Origin of the sequence: Kitasatospora sp. NPDC059577 (assembly GCF_042735475.1) — a bacterium.
GTDB lineage: Bacteria > Actinomycetota > Actinomycetes > Streptomycetales > Streptomycetaceae > Kitasatospora.
This window is the reverse complement of the sequence record NZ_JBHWBZ010000060.1, coordinates 1-18,349: the sequence shown is the minus strand read 5'-3', so window position 1 is coordinate 18,349 and position 18,349 is coordinate 1. Positions and strand designations below refer to the sequence as shown.

The 18,349-nt window shown below is 71.7% G+C and carries 14 protein-coding genes and 1 riboswitch; of the genes, 12 read left to right on the top strand and 2 right to left on the bottom strand.

Annotated features, from left to right (window positions below; translation table 11 throughout):
* Positions 1 to 104: 104 nt before the first annotated feature.
* Positions 105 to 1,394: an extracellular solute-binding protein gene (locus ACFV0O_RS33290; RefSeq protein WP_360259439.1), complete on the bottom strand. Its 1,290-nt coding sequence runs from the start codon at positions 1,392 to 1,394 to the stop codon at positions 105 to 107.
* 337 nt (positions 1,395 to 1,731) lie between these two features.
* Here ACFV0O_RS33290 and ACFV0O_RS33285 point away from each other — a divergent pair, with 337 nt between their 5' ends.
* The 4 genes from ACFV0O_RS33285 (at position 1,732) to ACFV0O_RS33270 (ending at position 5,815) form a co-directional block, all read left to right on the top strand.
* Positions 1,732 to 2,523: a GntR family transcriptional regulator gene (locus tag ACFV0O_RS33285; protein WP_030057964.1), complete on the top strand. Its 792-nt coding sequence runs from the start codon at positions 1,732 to 1,734 to the stop codon at positions 2,521 to 2,523.
* 469 nt (positions 2,524 to 2,992) lie between these two features.
* The gene (locus ACFV0O_RS33280) at positions 2,993 to 3,256 is read left to right on the top strand and encodes a DUF3311 domain-containing protein (RefSeq protein WP_380347482.1); all 264 of its coding nucleotides are present in this window, start codon (positions 2,993 to 2,995) and stop codon (positions 3,254 to 3,256) included.
* Entirely contained in the window at positions 3,253 to 4,866 is a 1,614-nt protein-coding gene (gene mctP / locus ACFV0O_RS33275) for a monocarboxylate uptake permease MctP (RefSeq protein WP_380347481.1), read from the top strand. Before ACFV0O_RS33280 ends, mctP begins: the two co-directional genes overlap by 4 nt.
* Positions 4,867 to 5,020: 154 nt before the next feature.
* Positions 5,021 to 5,815 (top strand): histidine phosphatase family protein, encoded by a 795-nt coding sequence (locus ACFV0O_RS33270; RefSeq protein ID WP_380347480.1) that lies wholly within the window; start codon positions 5,021 to 5,023, stop codon positions 5,813 to 5,815.
* Between the two features lie 55 nt (positions 5,816 to 5,870).
* Here ACFV0O_RS33270 and ACFV0O_RS33265 read toward each other — a convergent pair whose 3' ends face one another.
* Positions 5,871 to 6,827: a helix-turn-helix domain-containing protein gene (locus ACFV0O_RS33265; protein ID WP_380347479.1), complete on the bottom strand. Its 957-nt coding sequence runs from the start codon at positions 6,825 to 6,827 to the stop codon at positions 5,871 to 5,873.
* A 399-nt stretch (positions 6,828 to 7,226) separates the two neighbouring features.
* Here ACFV0O_RS33265 and ACFV0O_RS33260 point away from each other — a divergent pair, with 399 nt between their 5' ends.
* The 8 genes from ACFV0O_RS33260 (at position 7,227) to ACFV0O_RS33225 (ending at position 18,318) form a co-directional block, all read left to right on the top strand.
* Positions 7,227 to 7,721 (top strand): N-acetyltransferase, encoded by a 495-nt coding sequence (locus ACFV0O_RS33260; RefSeq protein WP_360259450.1) that lies wholly within the window; start codon positions 7,227 to 7,229, stop codon positions 7,719 to 7,721.
* A 74-nt stretch (positions 7,722 to 7,795) separates the two neighbouring features.
* Positions 7,796 to 8,896: a DUF2510 domain-containing protein gene (locus ACFV0O_RS33255; RefSeq protein ID WP_380347478.1), complete on the top strand. Its 1,101-nt coding sequence runs from the start codon at positions 7,796 to 7,798 to the stop codon at positions 8,894 to 8,896.
* A gap of 254 nt (positions 8,897 to 9,150) precedes the next feature.
* Entirely contained in the window at positions 9,151 to 11,316 is a 2,166-nt protein-coding gene (locus ACFV0O_RS33250; protein ID WP_380347477.1) for a glycosyltransferase family 2 protein, read from the top strand.
* Entirely contained in the window at positions 11,316 to 12,614 is a 1,299-nt protein-coding gene (locus ACFV0O_RS33245) for a glycoside hydrolase family 26 protein (RefSeq protein WP_380347476.1), read from the top strand. The genes ACFV0O_RS33250 and ACFV0O_RS33245 overlap by 1 nt, the downstream gene beginning before the upstream one ends.
* A gap of 80 nt (positions 12,615 to 12,694) precedes the next feature.
* Entirely contained in the window at positions 12,695 to 13,927 is a 1,233-nt protein-coding gene (locus ACFV0O_RS33240) for a ricin-type beta-trefoil lectin domain protein (RefSeq protein ID WP_380347475.1), read from the top strand.
* 65 nt (positions 13,928 to 13,992) lie between these two features.
* Positions 13,993 to 14,136: riboswitch (cobalamin riboswitch) on the top strand.
* A gap of 190 nt (positions 14,137 to 14,326) precedes the next feature.
* Positions 14,327 to 16,747, top strand: a complete 2,421-nt coding sequence (locus ACFV0O_RS33235) for a ribonucleoside-diphosphate reductase subunit alpha (protein WP_380347509.1) — start codon at positions 14,327 to 14,329, stop codon at positions 16,745 to 16,747.
* A gap of 20 nt (positions 16,748 to 16,767) precedes the next feature.
* Entirely contained in the window at positions 16,768 to 17,763 is a 996-nt protein-coding gene (locus ACFV0O_RS33230; RefSeq protein ID WP_380347508.1) for a ribonucleotide-diphosphate reductase subunit beta, read from the top strand.
* Between the two features lie 81 nt (positions 17,764 to 17,844).
* Positions 17,845 to 18,318 (top strand): hypothetical protein, encoded by a 474-nt coding sequence (locus ACFV0O_RS33225; RefSeq protein WP_380347474.1) that lies wholly within the window; start codon positions 17,845 to 17,847, stop codon positions 18,316 to 18,318.
* Positions 18,319 to 18,349 lie beyond the last annotated feature (31 nt).

Genomic DNA, 18,349 nt, shown 5'->3' with positions numbered 1-18,349 from the left:
GCCCGGGCGCCCCCCCCCCCCCCCCCGGGGGGGCCGGCGCCCCCCCCCCCGCCGGGGCCTGTCGTCGCCCCGCGGGCGGGAGTTCGACGACAGGCCCCGGGTGCTTACTGCTTCTGGTTCAGTCGCTTCGCGATCTCGTCGTCGTACTTCTTGGCCGTGGCGGCGTAGTCGCCGCCCTGCAGGGCGGCGGTCAGGAAGTCCTTGATCGGGTTCGGCTTGTCCTCGACGCTGGCCCAGTTCGGGGTGTTCGGGGTGATCGCGCCGACCGCGGCGGCCGACTGGGCGGCCTTGGCGAAGTCGCCGGTGATCTGGCCGTTCAGGGTGGCCTTGTTCGGGATGCTGCCGGCCGCGGCGACCAGGCCCTCGTTCTTGTCGTTGAGGGCGATCTTCAGGAAGTCCTTCGCCATGTCGGTGTTCTTGCTCTGCGAGGCGATCGCGAGGTTCGAGCCACCGAGGAACACGCCGGAGGGCTTGTCGGCGGTCTTGCCCGGGAGCGGGAAGAAGCCGATCTTGCTCGCCGGCAGGACCTCCTCCTTCGGCAGCTCCCAGCCGAGGCCGATCATGGTGCCGACGTTGCCCGCGCCGAAGACGTCCTTCTGCTGCGGGGTGGCCTCGTCCTTGTCCTTCGGACCGGTGGCCGAGTAGCCCTGGAGCTTCTTGTAGGTCTCGAAGGCCTTCTGCGCCTCGGGCGAGGACAGGCCGCCGACCCACTTGTCGCCGTCCTTCTTCGCGATCTTGCCGCCCTCGCTGGTCAGCAGACCGAAGTAGACGTACCACTCCTGGCCGGGCATGTAGATCGGGTCGACGACACCCGGGACGGCCTTCAGCTTCTCCAGGTCGGCGTAGAACTCGTCCAGGGTCTTCGGGGCGTCGGTCAGGTTGGCCTTGGCCCACAGGTCCTTGTTGTAGGCGACCACGCGGTTGGTGACGAACCACGGGGCGGCGTACTGCTTGCCGTCCAGGATCGCGGCCTCGTTCTGGTTGGCGGCCCAGTTGTCGCCGCCCAGCGCGGACTTGTCCTTGGTGATGTCGAGCAGGCCGCCCGAGGCCGCGTAACCCGCGGTCTGGGTGTTGCCGACCTCCAGCACGTCGACCGAACCCTCGGACAGGGCGGCGGTGACCTTCGGGCCGATGTCGGTCCACTCCTGGGCCTGGAAGTCGACCTTCGAGCCCGGGTAGGTGGTCTCGAACTCGGTCTTGACCGCGTCGGTCCAGCCCTTCGGGGCCGAGCCGGTCATGGTCCACACCTTCAGCGTCTTGCCCTTGTACTTGTCGGCCGCCGAGGCGGACGACGACTTCGAGTCGCCGTCGCTCTTCTTGCCGTCCGAGCCACAAGCCGCCAGGCCGACGACCATTGCTGCGACGCCGACCGCCGCGATGAGCTGACGCTTCACGCCATCCTCCTGAGGGATGCCTGGTTTACCCCCGTCGGGCGGCAGCGGCAGACCCACACAAAGCGGGGGAATTGGCGCCGCGGACCCCTTCGAGCGGGTGGGGGGATTCGTAGTTACCGGCCTAGTGGTGTAGACCAGATGCCTGGAGCTTGGCCTAGACCAATGGGCCTGTCAACGGCTGTTCGACCGATCTCGACCACCCGTTATCAAGCCGACACCGCGCATCGTTCATCGCGTGATGAGGTATTCGTTCCGTAGCCATACATGCAACGATGTGACCCGTTAACGATGTGGCGGGGTCTGTGAAGGCCTTGCGAGAAGCGGGAGAACAGGTCCGATGAGCAGCGACGGGGGAACCACCGCCCAGGCCGACGACCCCGAGGTGAAGAACCTCCCGACGCAGACCGGCGCCGACCCGACCGCGCGCGTCCCCAAGTACTACGGACTCAAGCGCCACCTGCTCCAGCTCACCGAGACCCAGCCCGCCGGCACCCCGGTCCCGCCGGAGCGCGCGCTGGCCGCCCAGTTCGACACCTCGCGCACCACCGTCCGCCAGGCCCTTCAGGAGCTGGTCGTCGAGGGCCGGCTGGAGCGCATCCAGGGCAAGGGCACCTTCGTCGCCAAGCCCAAGGTCGCCCAGGCACTGCAGCTCACCTCCTACACCGAGGACATGCGCGCCCAGGGCCTGGAGCCCACCTCCCGGCTGATCGAGATCGGCTACATCACCGCCGACGACCGGCTCGCCCCGCTGCTCGACATCAAGCCGGGCGGCCGCGTGCTGCGGATCGAGCGGCTGCGGCTGGCCAACGGCGACCCGATGGCCATCGAGGTCGCGCACCTGTCCGCCAAGCGCTTCCCCGCGCTGCGACGCAACCTGGCCAAGCACAACTCCCTGTACGCGGCACTGCGCGAGGTGTACGGGGTCACCGTGGCCGAGGCCGAGGAGACCATCGAGACCACGCTGGCCGACCCGCGCGAGGCCGGGCTGCTCGGCTCCGACCTGGGCCTGCCGATGCTGCAGCTGTCCCGGCACTCCTTCGACGCCGAGGGCGACCCGGTCGAGTGGGTCCGCTCCATCTACCGGGGCGACCGCTACAAGTTCATCACCCGCCTGAAGCGGCCGGAGTAGGCACCCGCTCCCGGAGGGGCGCCCGGCCCGGGCGCACTCCCCCACCGCGCCCCGGGCACCGGCGCGCGCGACCTGCGCGCCGGTGCCCTTCGCGTTCCGTGACGGACTTTCTTCCGAGTCGTCGCGACGGCGCCCCGGCCGCGTCCTGCGGTTGGCCGCCTGCGCCCCGCCGAGACGCCGGCCGCGTCCGGCACCGGTGACACCCGCCTCCGGCGACCGTCCCGTTCGCGCCCCGCGACGGCGGAGATCGGTCGGTCACGTCCGACTGGTGGGAAGTTCCGTCGTTTCCGGTGACATGGATCACCCCATGCTCTAGATTGCGCAGCCGTACTGACTGCCGATCACCGATGGTGCTGCTCGGCGGGCTCGCGGGGGCGTGCGACGCCTCCGGGGCTGCGGCGCCGACGGGGAGAAACCCTCCGGAGCGGAGCCGAAGATGCCGTCTGATCCCGATACCTTCGAAGATGTCATGCCCGAGCCAGCCGGGGCCGCCGTCCCGGCGGTGACCCCCGAGCGGGTGCTGGCCGGTCTCGCCCTGCTCGTGCCGATCGTCGCGATGCTGTGGGTGTCCTCGTACGACAAGGAGGACCCGGCGGTGGCCGGGGTGCCGTTCTTCTACTGGTACCAGCTGCTCTGGGTGCCGGTGTCGGCCGTCTTCACCGTCGCCGCCTACCTGCTGATCACCCGGGACGAGAAGGCCCGCAAGGCGGCCCGGAAGGGCGGTGCGCGATGAAGGACGTCAACGTGCCGGCCCTCGTGGTCTTCGTGCTGTTCTTCGCCCTGGTCACGGTGATGGGCTTCCTCGCCTCGCGCTGGCGCCGCGCGGACGACGCGGCGCACCTGGACGAGTGGGGCCTGGGCGGTCGCAACTTCGGGACCTGGGTGACCTGGTTCCTGCTCGGCGGCGACCTCTACACCGCGTACACCTTCGTCGCCGTCCCGGCGGCGGTGTACGCGACCGGCGCGGCCGGCTTCTTCGCGGTGCCGTACACGATCATCGCCTACCCGCTGGTCTTCCTCTTCCTGCCCCGGCTCTGGTCGGTCTCCCGGGTGCACGGCTACGTGACCCCGGCCGACTTCGTGCGCGGCCGGTACGGTTCGCGGCCGCTGTCGCTGGTGATCGCGCTGACCGGGATCCTGGCCACCATGCCGTACATCGCCCTGCAGCTCGTCGGCATCCAGGCGGTGCTGGACGTGCTGGGGGTCGGCGGCGGGGAGAACGCCAACTGGTTCGTCAAGGACCTGCCGCTGTTCATCGCCTTCGGCGTGCTGGCCGCCTACACCTACTCCTCCGGCCTGCGCGCCCCGGCGCTGATCGCCTTCGTCAAGGACGCCCTCGTCTACATCGTGATCATCGTCGCGGTGATCTACATCCCGATCCGGCTGGGCGGCTACGGGCACGTCTTCGACGCCGCCGCGCACAAGTTCAGCGCGCCGGGAGCCAAGGGGTCGATGACCGTCCCGCACGGCAGCCAGTGGACGTACGCCACGCTGGCCCTGGGCTCGGCGATGGCACTGTTCATGTACCCGCACTCGGTGACCGGCGTGCTGGCCTCCAAGTCCCGCAACACCGTGCGCCGCAACATGGCGATCATGCCCGCGTACTCGCTGATGCTGGGCCTGCTGGCGCTGCTCGGCTTCATGGCGATCGCGGCGGGCGTGGGCAAGGGCGTCAAGGGCTACAACTCCCAGCTCGCGGTGCCGCAGCTGTTCGCGGACATGTTCCCGGACTGGTTCACCGGCGTGGCCTTCGCCGCGATCGGGATCGGCGCGCTGGTGCCGGCCGCGATCATGTCGATCGCGGCGGCCAACCTCTTCACCCGCAACGTCTACAAGGACTGGCTCAAGCCCTCCGCCACCCCCGCCGACGAGACCCGGACCGCCAAGCTGGTCTCGCTGCTGGTGAAGGTCGGCGCGCTGGTGTTCGTCCTCGGCATGGACAAGCAGGCCGCGATCAACCTCCAGCTGCTGGGCGGCCTGTGGATCCTGCAGACCTTCGTGGCGATCGTCGGCGGCCTGTTCACCCGCTGGTTCCACCACTGGGCGCTGTTCGCCGGGTGGGCGGCCGGCATGGTCTACGGCACCTGGAAGGCGTACGGGATCGCCAGCCCCGCCACCAAGCACTTCGGCGGCAACTCGGCCGGGATCCCCGGCATCGGCGAGATCGGCTACATCGGGCTGACCGCGTTCGCGCTCAACCTGGTCGTCGCGGTGGTGCTCACCCTGGTGCTGCGGGCCGTGAAGGCGCCGGAGGGCCCGGACGAGACCAGGCCGTCGGACTACAGCGCCGAGGCCGGCGACGACGAGCTGAAGAACGCGCCGGAGCCCGTAGCGGCGCACTGATTCGCGCGGTACGCGCCCTGTGATCGCGCCGTCTTCTCCGTGAACACTGGAGAGGGCGGCGCGATCATATGTATGAACAGGCGTGCACGCCGGGCACCACCAGACCGGACCGGCAACCGGCCGGAACCTGATCGACCACGGGGAGCTCGCGGCCATGGCAGAACTCGGTACCACCCTCAACGGCCAGCACCAGTCCACCCAGAGCCAGCACCACCACATCACCGCCCACCGCCCCGCGGCGGCCACCCGGCTGCCCTCCCTGCTGATCGCGACCCGGCACGGCGAGTCCACCGCCAACGTCGAGTTCCAGCTGGCCGAGGCCGCCGGCGCGCTCAGCGTCCCGATCAGCTGCCGCGACGCCGACATCCCGCTGTCGCTGCACGGCCGGCAGCAGGCCCAGGCACTCGGCCACTGGTGGGCCGCCCTGCCCGGCGCCGACCGCCCGCGCAGCGTCTGGTGCTCGCCGTACGTGCGCACCGCCGAGACCGCCGGAATCGCGCTCGCCCAGGCCGCCGGCCTCGGCGCCGTCCCCGTCTCGCTGACCGTCCGCTACGACGAGCGGCTGCGCGACCGCGAACTCGGCGTCCTGGAGATGCTGCCGAAGGCCGCCATCGAGGCCAAGCACCCGGAGGAGGCGGCCCGGCGGCGCAAGATGGGCGAGCTGTACTACCGTCCGCCCGGCGGCGAGTCCTGGGCCGACGTCGCGCTGCGGGTCCGCAGCCTGCTGCGGGACGTCTGCGAGGAGGAGGCCGGCCGGCCCGTCCTGCTGGTCGCCCACGACTGCACGGTGCTCATGCTCCGCTACGCGCTGGACCGGCTCACCGAGGAGCAGCTCATCGCGCTCGGGCCGGTACACAACTGCTCCACCAGCCTGTGGCGGGCCCAGGACGGGCGGCTGCGACCGGACGGCTGGAACGGCGTCGACCACCTGGCCACGGAGGCGAACTGACGCTCCACCGGCCCTCCGGTCGGCGCGGTCGGCGCGGTCGGCGCGGTCAGCGCGGTCAGCGCAACGCCGGGTCGGCGAAGCACCGCCGGTAGGCCAGCGGTGTGGTGCCCAGCCGACGGCCGAAGTGGTGCCGCAGGGCGGCCGCGTTGCCGAAGCCGCAGCGGGCGGCGATCGCGTCCACCGGCTCGGTGGTGGACTCCAGCAGCCGCTGGGCGAGCAGCACCCGCTGCCCGACCAGCCAGCGGTGCGGGGTGGTGCCGGTCTCCTGCTGGAAGCGGCGGGCGAAGGTGCGCGGCGACATGTGCGCCCGGGCGGCCAGCTGCTCCACGGTGGCCTCCTCGTCCAGGTGGTGGCGCATCCAGTCGAGCAGCGGGGCCAGGGAGTCGCCGTCGCACTCGGGCAGCGGGCGGTTCACGAACTGGGCCTGCCCGCCCTCCCGGTGCGGTGCCACCACCATCCGGCGGGCGATCTCCCGGGCCACCTCCGCGCCCTGCGCCCGGCGCACCAGGTGCAGGCAGGCGTCGATGCCGGCCGCCGTCCCGGCGGAGGTGATCACCGGGTCGTCGTCCACGTACAGCACGTCCTGCTCGACGGCGGTCCGCGGGAAGCGCGCGGCCAGCTGCTCGCTGTGCCGCCAGTGGGTCGTGGAGCGGCGGCCGTCCAGCAGCCCGGCGGCGCCCAGGACGAAGGCGCCGCTGCAGATGGAGAGCACCCGGCCACCGTCCGCCACCACCCCGCGCAGCGCCGCCAGCAGCGGCTCGGGGTAGCTCTCCCGGATCCGCGCCGCGGTGACCACCACGAGGTCGGCCCCGGCCAGCCGCTCGGGGCCGTGCGGGACGTCCACCGCGAAGCCGGCGTGGGTGGCGTGCGGCCCCGGGTGGGCGCCGGCGATCGCGAAGTCGTAGCCGGGCAGCCCGTCGGCGGTCCGGTCGAGGCCGAACACCTCGCAGGCCACTCCCAGTTCGAAGGGGTGGATCTCCTCCAGCACCACCGCGACCACGTTCTTCAGCATGCCGTCCAGGATGCCCCGGCCGCCCGCCGCGGCGGAAGGTGCCGGGTGGCAGGATTTCGAGGCAATCGGTCATTCCTGCCACTCGTGGCCGTCGCCCCGCCCGGCCAGAGTGGAGCCCATGGACAGCGACACCATCGCCAGCGCACTGGCCCTGGCCGGAACCGTCGGCGGCTTCGGCCTGCTCGGCGTCCTGATCGGCCGCGAGGTCTCCCGCGGCCCGGCAGCCGACCGCGACAACCACCACCGCCCGGGCGGCTACCCGGCCGACCTTGCCCGCCCCGAGCGGCTGTACGGCACCATGCCCGCCGCCTCGCTGCGCCCCTCCGCCGATCCGGCCACCCTCCCGGTCCGTTCGACCCCGGAGCTTCGCACCGCGCACGGCTCCGGCACACTGGCCGCATGGACTACCTCATCCGCCCGGCCCTTCCGGAGGACCTCGAAGACGCCGGCCGCATCACCGTCGACGCCTTCGTCGGCGGCGGCTTCACCTCGCCCGGGAGCAGTTACGTCGAGCTGCTGCGCGACACCGACCGCCGGGCCCGGGAGGCCGAACTCCTGGTCGCGGTCGAGCCGGCCGGCGGACGGGTCCTCGGCTGCGTGACCTTCGCGGTCGGCGGCACCGAGTGGGCGGACATCGCCACCGCGCGCGAGGGCGAGATCCGGATGCTCGCCACCGACACCGCCTCCCGCGGCCGCGGCGTCGGCGAGGCACTGGTGCGCGCCTCGCTCGCCCGCAGCCGCGACCTCGGCCTGGCCGGCATGGCGTTCTCCACCCGCCCCGAGATGACCGCCGCCCATCGCGTCTACGAGCGCGTCGGCTTCCGGCGCACCCCCGAGCGCGACTGGTCGCCGTACCCGGGGATGGACCTGATGGTCTACACCCTGGCGTTCTGAGCGCCCGTCTGCCGCCGTACGCTCCCGCTGACTTGAAATGACCATCGGATCGGCTCGCTGCTAGTATCCGCCGCATGACGACGGGGAGTGCGCCTAGCGGCTGGTACGAGGACCCTTCCGGGCAGCCCAATACGCTGCGCTGGTGGGACGGTTCGACCTGGACCGACAAGGTTCAGGCCAAGCCGGGAGGCGGCAGCGCACCCGCGAGCCCCTTCCCCGGCCACGCCGCGCAGAACGCCGCCGCGCCGACGGCCGTCTCCCCCGCGGTGCCGGCCCCGCAGCCCGCGCCCCCGGTGGCGCCCGCGCCGACGCCGCACGCCGCGCCGACGCCGCACGCCGCGCCGACGCCGCACGCCGTGCCGGCCCAGGGCGCCGTACCGGCCCCGCAGCTCTCGCCCGGGATGCCGGCCCCCAAGCCGGTCCCCACCTCGGTGGTGTTCGAGACCGTCGAGCCGAACCGCACCAAGCACCGGGTCCTGCTGGGCGTCGGCGCCGTGGTGCTGTCGGTCGCCATGGCGGGAGCCGGCTACGTGGTCGGCCACAAGACCGCCAAGACCGGCCCGGCGAAGGCCGATCCGACCGCGACCGCGGCGCCCGCCGACCCGAAGAGCCCGAACGGCTTCATGGGCACCGCCCTGACCGGCGGCCAGCAGTTCCCGGGCGGACGGCCGATCACCGGCCAGGACTCGAAGATGAACTTCATGCTGCCGGCGGACTGGCAGGTCCAGGTCGACGCCAAGGCGCCGAACGAGGTCCGCTACGCGGTCAACCCGTACGCCTGCGTGGGCCACGGCAGCGGGGCCTGCACCCGGGGCCTGGTCATCCAGAACCTCCGGGTCTTCAACGGCGGCTGGTCCGACTCGAAGTCCCTGGTCCTCGGCATGGGCCAGCTGCTGTACAACACCCGCTACGGATCCGACGCGCCGACGCCGCCGGATCCGGTGAAGCAGTCCGCCGTCAAGATCCAGGGCATGGACGGCTACCTCGCGCTGTGGCACGTCCCGATGTCCAGCGGCTCCTCCACGCCGGACAGCTACTGCGGTGTCCTCGAAGTCACCCCGGCGGCCGGGGCCACCACCGTCCCGGTGCTCCAGATCTGCCTGGACCAAGCGGCGGAGGCACCGCCGCTGGCACTGATGGACCAGATCGCGAACTCCGTCAAGATCACGCCCTGACGCCGCTCCACCCGCAGGCCCGCCCTCCGCGGCGCCTGCGGGGCCCGGTGCGCCCGGCTGCCGACCCCGGGCCGGGACCGGGCGACCACGGCCCGTATGCTGGCCGATCGAACGACTATCAGCCAAGCCCATGAGGGGCGCCGACACGCCGCGTTGCCGTCGACCCGACGGCCGGGTGTCCGGTGCCGGCGGGCGGTGACAGAGCAGGGAACCAGCGCTCCGGCACGACCGGTCCGCTGTACGGGGGTTGACCGGTGGACTCCACCAACGAACAAGCAGCGAAACGCGGCAACCGGGTACGCGGACGCCACGGACGCGTCCTGCCCCGCGCCCGGCACGAACGGCGCATCGTCCGCCGCGAGTTGCGCAACTCCTCGGCCCAGCGCGCCTACATCGCGTGCGCCGACAGCACCGGCCCGCTGAGCGCGGGCGAGGACGGCGCCACCGTCCGGTACCGCTCGGTCTCCTCACGCGGCGTCACGTTCGTGACGACGCTCCTGGTGACCGTCAACGCGCTCGCCGGTCTCGCCTTCGTCGGCTGGCTGCTCCTCCCTGAACACATTCCCGGCTCCGGCGTGGGCTGGTCCCCGGACTGGCGGATCAACGTCGCGCGAATCTGCTTCTGTGCTGTTATCACGGTCGAAGTGATCCGGTTGGTTCAGAACCTCGCCGTCTGGGTCTTCGCGTTCCGCGCCAAGGACCCCGTCCCGGTCACCCCGCCGTCCGGCCTGCGGGTCGCCGTGCTCACCACGATCGTGCCCTCCAAGGAGCCGATCGAGATCGTCGAACGCACCCTCGCGGCGATGCTGCGGATCGAGTACGACGGCCAGGTGGACGTCTGGATCCTCGACGAGGGCGACGACGACCGGGTCAAGAAGATGGCCGCCCGGCTCGGCGTCCACCACTTCAGCCGCAAGGGACGCCCGGAGTACAACCAGGCCGAGGGCGAGTTCCGGGCCAAGACCAAGTCCGGCAACCACAACTCCTGGCGGGCCGAGCACGAGCACGGCTACGACGTGGTGGCCCAGATGGACCCGGACCACGTCCCGCTGCCCTGCTTCCTGGAGCGCACCCTCGGCTACTTCCGCGACCCCGACATCGCCTTCGTGGTCGCGCCCCAGGTCTACGGCAACATGTACGACAACTGGGTCGCCCACGGCGCCTCCGTGCAGCAGTACCTGTTCTCCGGCCTGGTCGAGCGCGGCGGCAACGGCATGGACGCGCCGCTGCTGATCGGCACCAACCACCTGTACCGGCCCACCGCCTGGCAGCAGATCGGCGGCTACCAGGACTCGATCATCGAGGACCACCTCACCAGCATGCGGATCCAGGCCTCCGTCAACCCGGGGACCGGCCACCACTGGAAGGGCGTCTACACCCCCGACGTGCTGGCCGTCGGCGAGGGCCCGACCTCCTGGACCGACTACTTCAACCAGCAGAAGCGCTGGGCGTACGGCATCTGGGAGATCCTGCTCAAGAACCGGCTGCGCTCGGGCATCAAGCTGCGGCTGCGCCAGCGGATCCTCTACGGCCTGGTCCAGTTCTACTACCCGAGCGTGGCCCTCAACACCGTCCTGGGCAGCCTCGCCACCTCCGTCTACCTGGCGCTCGGCATCACCTCCATCCACCTCAACAGCACCCACTGGATGGCCCTGTGGGGCGCCAGCATGGGCAGCTGGCTGGTGCTGTGGCTCTGGCTGCGCCGGTTCAACCTGGCCGCGCACGAGCGCCGCGAGATCGGCATGGCCGGCATGGGGCTGGCCCTGTTCGCCGGCCCGGTCTACGTCGCCGCCGCGATCGCGGCCCTGCTGCGCCGTCCGCTGGCCTACGCCGTCACCGCCAAGGGCGACCTGCGCAGCGCCGAGTCGCTGTCGACGTTCCGGCTGCACCTGCTGTGGGCGGCGGTCGCGGGCGGACTGCTCGGTGCGAGCTTCACGCTGCACCACGACATCTGGATCCTGCGGTTCTGGGCCGGGGTCAGCCTGTTCACCGGCCTCGCACCGCTGGTGATCTCCTTCGTCGGCGCGCGCCGCGAGGCCCGCGCCCAGCGGGCCGCCACCGCCAAGGCCGCCACCGGGGACGCCGCCGGCGCCGAGGAGGCCACCGACGCCGCCACCGACGCCGCAGAGGCCACCGACGCCGCCACCGAGGCCGCAGAGGCCACCGAGGCCACCACCGAGGCCGCAGAGGCCACCGCGCCCGGGCGACTGCCCGGCCCGCGCACCGACGGGCCCGCCGGAGCCCCCGCCCCGGGAGCCCCCGCCCCCGGAGCTCGCGCGGGACTCGCCGGAGACCTCGACGAGGACCTCGACGCCGAGCTGGATGCCGAACTGGATGCCGAACTCGCCGCCGAGGACGGGTTCGAGGAGCTGCTGGAGCCCGCCCGGGCCGGCCGCCGGAACGAGCGGGAGGCCCGCTGATGCTGCGGATCACCATCCCCCGGATCGCCGCACTGGTCGCCCTCGTCCTGATGGTCGGGTACACCTTCGTGCTCGCTCCCCGGCTCTCCCACGACCGGCACCAGGACCCGTACAGCTTCGCCGGCGCGGCCCCGACCGCGATGCCGAGCTGGCTGACCACCGCCCTGGCCGCGCCGCCGGCCCCCTCCGCCGACCCGGGCGCGACCGCGTCCCCGTCGCCCACCGCGACGCCCCAGCCGCCGCAGTTCCCGCCCGCCGGCGGCGCGTTCACCGGCATCATGACCAAGCCCGGCCCGTACGACCTCGGCCCCCTCGACGAGTTCACCGCTGCCGTCAAGCACCAGCCGAACGTGCTGGAGTTCTCGGTCGGCTGGTGGGACCGGAAGTTCGACCGCCGGGTGTTCGACACCGTCGCCGAGCGCGGCATCATGCCGATGGTCGCCTGGGAGCCCTGGGACTACCGCAAGGAGGCGAAGGAGGACAAGCTCCGCGGCGAGCAGCCGGAGTACGCCCTCTCCAACATCATCGACGGCAGGTTCGACGACTACATCAGGACCTGGGCCGAGGGCGTCAAGGGCCTCGGCTACCCCGTCGCGCTGCGCTTCGCCCACGAGATGAACGGCTACTGGTACCCCTGGGCCGAGCAGTCGAACGGCAACAGGAAGGGCCAGTACGTCCAGGCCTGGCGGCACGTGCACGACATCTTCAAGCAGGTCGGCGCGACCCGGGTCACCTGGGTGTGGAGCCCCAACGTCGACTACGAGAACGCCACCAGCCTGAGCAGCCTCTACCCCGGCGACGACTACGTCGACTGGATCGGCCTGTCCGGCTACTACGGCACCACCGGCGTCGAGAAGTACAAGTCGTTCGACCAGATCTTCCAGCCGACCATCGACCAGATCCGGGCGTTCAGCCGCAAGCCGGTGGTGATCACCGAGACCGGGGCGACCGACACCTCCGGCCTCAAGGCGCAGTGGATCACCGAGATGTTCTCGCAGCTCCCCCAGCACCCGGACATCATCGGCGTGATCTGGTACGAGTCGCGCAAGGAGGTCGACTGGCGGGTGGCCGCGTCCACCGCCGCCTCCGAGGCGTTCGCCGCCGGGGTCGCCGCGCCCCGCTACGACACGCCCTGGACCGTGCACTCGGAGCCCGCGCTGACCGTCGCGCCGCCGACCGCGCCCCCCGCTCCCCCGGCCACCCCCGGCCCGACGGGCACCGGCGCGGCGAAGCCCCCCGTCAAGAAGCCGACCCCCGCCACGACCCGGCCCCGGTCGGGCTCCACCCCCGCCGGGTGAGCACACCACCGCCCCGGCCCGCGTACCGGCCCACGACACCGCCCCGGCCCACGACACCGCAGCAAGGAGGCGCGAGCCCCGTGCCCCACCCCTTCGCGCCCGGAACCGGGCGCCGCCTCCCGCGCCCCTGGTGGTGGCTCGCGCCGACCATCGCGGTCGTGCTGGCCCTGTGCGCGGTGCTGATCCCGCAGGACCGGAAGGAGCCCGCCCGGGCCACCCCGGCCGTCACCCCGCTGCCGGCCGCCACGGCGGGCGAGATCTGCTCCACCGGGGAGAACCGCTACCCCTCCCAGCCCGTCGACTCCGGCCGCTACCTGATCAACCCGAACGAGTGGAACGCCACCGGGGGCCTGTGCATCAGCGCCACCGACGGCGGCACCGGCTTCCGGGTGACCCGCAGCGGCATCGGTCCGGCGAGCCTCACGGACCCGGACCGCGGCCCCGGCGCCTACCCGCACATCAGCACCCAGCTCCAGCCCGGCACCGGCCCGCTGCCCATCGCGGTCGACAACCTGCGGTACGCGACCAGCAGCTGGCGCACCACCCAGGTCGACGGCGGCGTCTACAACGTGTCCTACGACGTCTGGTACAGCACCAGCCGGACCAGCTGCTCCTTCACCGAGAGCGCCGAGCTGATGATCTGGCTGCGGGGCAACGGCAAGACCCCGTTCGGCCGGCAGACCGGCGACCTGCAGGTCGGCGGCACCTCGTACCACGTGTACGAGGCGCCGAAGAAGAGCAGCCACACCCTGATCACCTACGAGATGGCCACCGGCACGACCTCCGTCACCGACCTGGACCTGCGGGCCTTCACCCGTGACGCCGCCCAGCGCGGCTACGTCCCGGCCGGCTCGTACCTGTGCGCCGTCCAGGCCGGGTTCGAGATCTGGGACGGCGGCGCCGGGCTCAGCAGCGACTCCTTCTCGTTCCAGGCCGCCGCCGGGCAGCCGAGCGGCGCGATCACCTCGGCCCTGCCCGGCCTCTGCCTGGACAGCCGGGTGGCGGGCGATCCGGCCGCGATCGGCACCGGCACCTGCGACGGCACGCCCGCGCAGAGCTGGACCATGGGGGACGACGGCTCGATCGGCCAGGGCGGGCGCTGCGTGGAGGATCCGGAGCTCGGTTTCCCCGTCCTCACGGGGTGCACCGCGCGTCCCGACCAGCGCTGGCGGGTGACCGCGACGGGGCAGCTGGCGAACCGGGACACGGGGCGCTGCATCGAGAATCCGGGCGCCGCGCCGGCCGGGGCCGGGCAGGTGCGGATGCGCCCGTGCGAGGCCCGTACGGGCCAGGAATGGCACCCCCCGGCCTGAGCAGTTTATCGCACACACAGTCGAACAATTGTGCTGCGCGACACTACATGTGGGGCTGCATCGGACTCACGCCACTAGATGTATGCTCGTCCCTGCTGTCGATGCAGGGGAACCCGGTGGGAATCCGGGACTGCCCCGCAGCGGTGTGCGGGCGGCTCCACGAGCCGTTCCCGCGAGTCCGAGTACCTGCCGACGGCGTGCCACAGGCCCTCCCGCAGAGGCCGGCAGCACGAGCAGTTTCCTTCCGGGCCTCGCGGGCGGGCCGGGGATGCCACCGTCGCGCGGACGCCGCTTGCGCCCGCGCGCGTGCTCCCCTGCCCCGATCGGTCCGGTACCCCCGATCACCGCCGCCGATCGCCGCCAGGAGAGAGCGCCTTGACCACCGCTGCCTCAGCCACCCTGCCCGCCCAGGGCTCCGGTACCGCCTTCACCGACCCGACGGTTTCCGACCCCGGCGGCGCCCTGCTGCGGCTGCTCACCGACCGCAGTGCCGACCTCACCGAGGTCGACCCCGGCCATGTCGCCGCCGCCGCGCTGCGCGGCCGCCACGCCGGCTCGGACTTCGCCGAGCTGCGCGGGCTGGCCGTGGACGCCGCCGCGTCGATGATCGCCGAGGACCCGCAGTACTCGAAGCTCGCCGCCCGCCTGCTCGCCCTCGAGATCGTCGACGAGGCGAACAGCCAGGGCTCCACGTCCTTCTCCGCCTCGATCGCCGTCGGCCACGCCGAGGGCCTGATCGGCGACACCACCGCCGCCTTCGTCGCCAAGCACGCCGCCGCCCTGGACGCGCTGATCGACACCACCGGCGACGACCGCTTCGAGTACTTCGGCCTGCGCACCGTGCAGTCCCGCTACCTGCTGCGCCACCCGATCACCCGCAAGGTGGTCGAGACCCCGCAGCACTTCCTGCTCCGCGTCGCGTGTGGCCTGGCGGTCGGCGACAACGAGCAGTCGGTGCGCGAGGTGGCCGAGCTGTACGGCCTGATGAGCCGCCTGGAGTACCTGACGTCCTCCCCGACGCTCTTCAACTCCGGCACCCGCCACCCGCAGATGTCGAGCTGCTACCTGCTCGACTCCCCGCTGGACAACCTGGACTCGATCTACAACCGCTACGCGCAGATCGCCCGCCTGTCCAAGCACGCCGGCGGCATCGGCCTGTCCTACTCGCGCATCCGCTCGCGCGGCAGCCTGATCCGCGGCACCAACGGCAAGTCCAACGGCATCGTGCCGTTCCTGCGCACCCTCGACTCCTCCGTCGCCGCCGTCAACCAGGGCGGCCGGCGCAAGGGCGCGGCCTGCGTCTACCTGGAGACCTGGCACGCCGACATCGAGGAGTTCCTGGAGCTCCGCGACAACACCGGCGAGGAGGCCCGCCGGACCCACAACCTCAACCTGGCGCACTGGATCCCCGACGAGTTCATGCGCCGGGTCAACGCCAACGCGGACTGGTCGCTGTTCTCCCCGGCCGACGTGCCCGAGCTGGTCGACCTGTGGGGCGCCGACTTCGACGAGGCGTACCGCAAGGCCGAGCTGGCCGGCAAGGCCGTCCGCACGATCCCCGCGCAGACCCTGTACGCCCGCATGATGCGCACCCTGGCGCAGACCGGCAACGGCTGGATGACCTTCAAGGACGCCTCCAACCGCGCCGCCAACCAGACCGCGCTGCCGGGCCGGACGGTGCACTCCTCCAACCTGTGCACCGAGATCCTGGAGGTCACGGACGACTCCGAGACCGCCGTCTGCAACCTCGGCTCGGTCAACCTCGGCGCCCACGTCGCCGCCGGCGCCACCGCCGCCGACCTGGTCAACGCCATGGACTGGGAGCGGCTGGACGCCACCGTGCGCACCGCCGTCACCTTCCTCGACCGCGTGGTGGACATCAACTTCTACCCGACCGTCGAGGCCGGCGCCTCCAACTCCCGCTGGCGCCCGGTCGGCCTCGGCGTGATGGGCCTGCAGGACGTCTTCTTCAAGCTGCGGCTGGACTTCGACTCCGCCGAGGCGAAGGCCCTCTCCACCCTCATCGCCGAGCGCATCATGCTCACCGCGTACGAGCGCTCCGCGGACCTGGCCGAGCAGCTGGGCCGCCACGAGGCGTACGGCGAGACCCGCGCCGCCCGCGGCGAGCTGCACATCGACCACTTCCCGACGGCCGCCCCGCAGTGGGCCGACCGCTGGACCGCGCTGCGCGCCCGCATCGCCGAGACCGGCCTGCGCAACTCGCTGCTGCTGGCCATCGCGCCGACCGCGACCATCGCGTCCATCGCCGGTGTGTACGAGTGCATCGAGCCGCAGGTGTCCAACCTGTTCAAGCGCGAGACGCTGAGCGGCGAGTTCCTCCAGGTCAACCCGTACCTGGTGCGTGAGCTCAAGGAGCTCGGCGTCTGGGACCAGCAGACCCGCGACTCGCTGCGCGACGCCAACGGCTCGGTGCAGGAGCTGAACTGGCTGCCGGCCGAGGTCCGTTCGCTGTACCGCACCGCGTGGGAGCTGCCGCAGCGCGCGCTGATCGACCTGGCCGCGGCCCGCATGCCGTACCTGGACCAGAGCCAGTCGCTGAACCTCTTCATGGCGGCGCCGACCATCGGCAAGCTCAGCTCGATGTACGCCTACGCGTGGAAGGTCGGTCTGAAGACCACCTACTACCTGCGGTCGCGCCCGGCCACCCGCATCGCCCAGGCCGCCTCCGGCACCGCCCGCGCGGCCGTGCCCGTGTCCGCCGAGACGATCCCGGTGGGCACCCCCGCCCTCACCCCGGAGCAGGAAGCCGCGCTGGCCTGCTCCCTGGAGAACCCCGAGTCCTGCGAGGCCTGCCAGTGAGCACCCCCGAAGCCCGCAAGATGCTGCTCGACCCCGGCTTCGAGCTGACCCTGCGCCCGATGCGCTACCCGTCGTTCTACGACCGGTACCGGGACGCGATCAAGAACACCTGGACCGTCGAGGAGGTGGACCTGCACTCGGACGTCGCCGACCTGGCGAAGCTGAGCGAGGGCGAGCGCCACCTGATCGGCCGCCTCGTGGCGTTCTTCGCGACCGGCGACTCGATCGTCGCGAACAACGTGGTGCTGAGCCTCTACAAGCACATCAACTCCCCGGAGGCGCGCCTGTACCTGTCGCGCCAGCTGTTCGAGGAGGCCGTGCACGTCCAGTTCTACCTGACGCTGCTGGACACCTACCTTCCGGACCCGGAGGACCGCAACGCGGCCTTCGCCGCGGTGGAGAACATCCCCTCCATCCACCAGAAGGCCCAGTTCTGCTTCAAGTACATGAACGCGGTCGACCACATCGACTCGCTGCAGACCAAGGAGGACCGCCGCGCGTTCCTCCTGAACCTGATCTGCTTCGCGGCGTGCGTCGAGGGCCTGTTCTTCTACGGCGCGTTCGCCTACGTGTACTGGTTCCGCAGCCGCGGCCTGCTGCACGGCCTGGCGACCGGCACCAACTGGGTGTTCCGCGACGAGTCCATGCACATGGACTTCGCCATGTCGGTCGTGGACACCGTGCGCGAGGAGGAGCCCGACCTCTTCGACGACGAAATGGCCAAGCAGGTCACGGAGATGCTGGAGGAGGCCGTCGAGGCCGAGCTCCAGTTCGCCCAGGACCTGTGCGGTGACGGCCTGGCCGGCATGAACACCGACTCCATGCGCCAGTACCTGGAGGCCGTCGCCGACCAGCGCCTGGCCCGCCTGGGCATGCCGATCCGCTACGGGTCGACCAACCCGTTCGGCTTCATGGAGCTCCAGAACGTCCAGGAGCTGACCAACTTCTTCGAGCGCCGCGTGTCGGCGTACCAGGTCGCGGTCGAGGGCTCGGTGTCCTTCGACGACGACTTCTGAGTCGAGATCGTTCAGCAACAGCGGAGCTGCCGTGACGGCGGCTCCGCTGTTTGCCACCCGGTGTTCAGGAGTAGCCCAGGCATGCCCAAGCTCCAACAGCGTGTGATCGACGGCCCGTTCGGGCCGATACAGCTCAGCCACGACCGCTGGCCGTCCGTCGTGGCGCGGATCCAGGGGGCGGGGATGCCCACCGTCACGGTGGTGCCCGACCGCGACCACGGCGCGCTGAACATCAACGGCCACACCATCCCGACCAGCCGGAAGTCCCGCACCCGTAACGCAGTTCTGGGCGACCGCACCTACGAGCTGAGGTCGACCGGCCTCCGCCGGGCCGAACTGCGCCGCAACGGCATCCTCATCGCCCACGCGCACGGATCGTTCCGTTCCTACGCCCCGGGGAGGACCATCCCCGGCCTCGACGCGAGGATCACCTGGTCCCAGGGCATCGACCCGACGGATGTCGCGGTCGGCCAGGCCATGGTCGTCGGCTTCGGCGCCGGCGCCCCGGGCGCGGTCCTGCGGACCGTCCTCTTCTGGGTCGACAACCTCACCTGAGCGAACAGTGGTGCCCCGCACGGCCACAGCC

Bases quoted from the DNA above. Each gene is read 5' to 3' on its own strand.
- ACFV0O_RS33285 (WP_030057964.1), top strand. From the start codon at position 1,732: ATGAGCAGCGACGGGGGAACCACCGCCCAGGCCGACGACCCCGAGGTG.
- ACFV0O_RS33280 (WP_380347482.1), top strand. From the start codon at position 2,993: ATGCCCGAGCCAGCCGGGGCCGCCGTCCCGGCGGTGACCCCCGAGCGG.
- mctP (WP_380347481.1), top strand. From the start codon at position 3,253: ATGAAGGACGTCAACGTGCCGGCCCTCGTGGTCTTCGTGCTGTTCTTC.
- ACFV0O_RS33270 (WP_380347480.1), top strand. From the start codon at position 5,021: ATGGCAGAACTCGGTACCACCCTCAACGGCCAGCACCAGTCCACCCAG.
- ACFV0O_RS33265 (WP_380347479.1), bottom strand. From the start codon at position 6,827: ATGCTGAAGAACGTGGTCGCGGTGGTGCTGGAGGAGATCCACCCCTTC.
- ACFV0O_RS33260 (WP_360259450.1), top strand. From the start codon at position 7,227: ATGGACTACCTCATCCGCCCGGCCCTTCCGGAGGACCTCGAAGACGCC.
- ACFV0O_RS33255 (WP_380347478.1), top strand. From the start codon at position 7,796: ATGACGACGGGGAGTGCGCCTAGCGGCTGGTACGAGGACCCTTCCGGG.
- ACFV0O_RS33245 (WP_380347476.1), top strand. From the start codon at position 11,316: ATGCTGCGGATCACCATCCCCCGGATCGCCGCACTGGTCGCCCTCGTC.
- ACFV0O_RS33230 (WP_380347508.1), top strand. From the start codon at position 16,768: ATGCTGCTCGACCCCGGCTTCGAGCTGACCCTGCGCCCGATGCGCTAC.
- ACFV0O_RS33225 (WP_380347474.1), top strand. From the start codon at position 17,845: ATGCCCAAGCTCCAACAGCGTGTGATCGACGGCCCGTTCGGGCCGATA.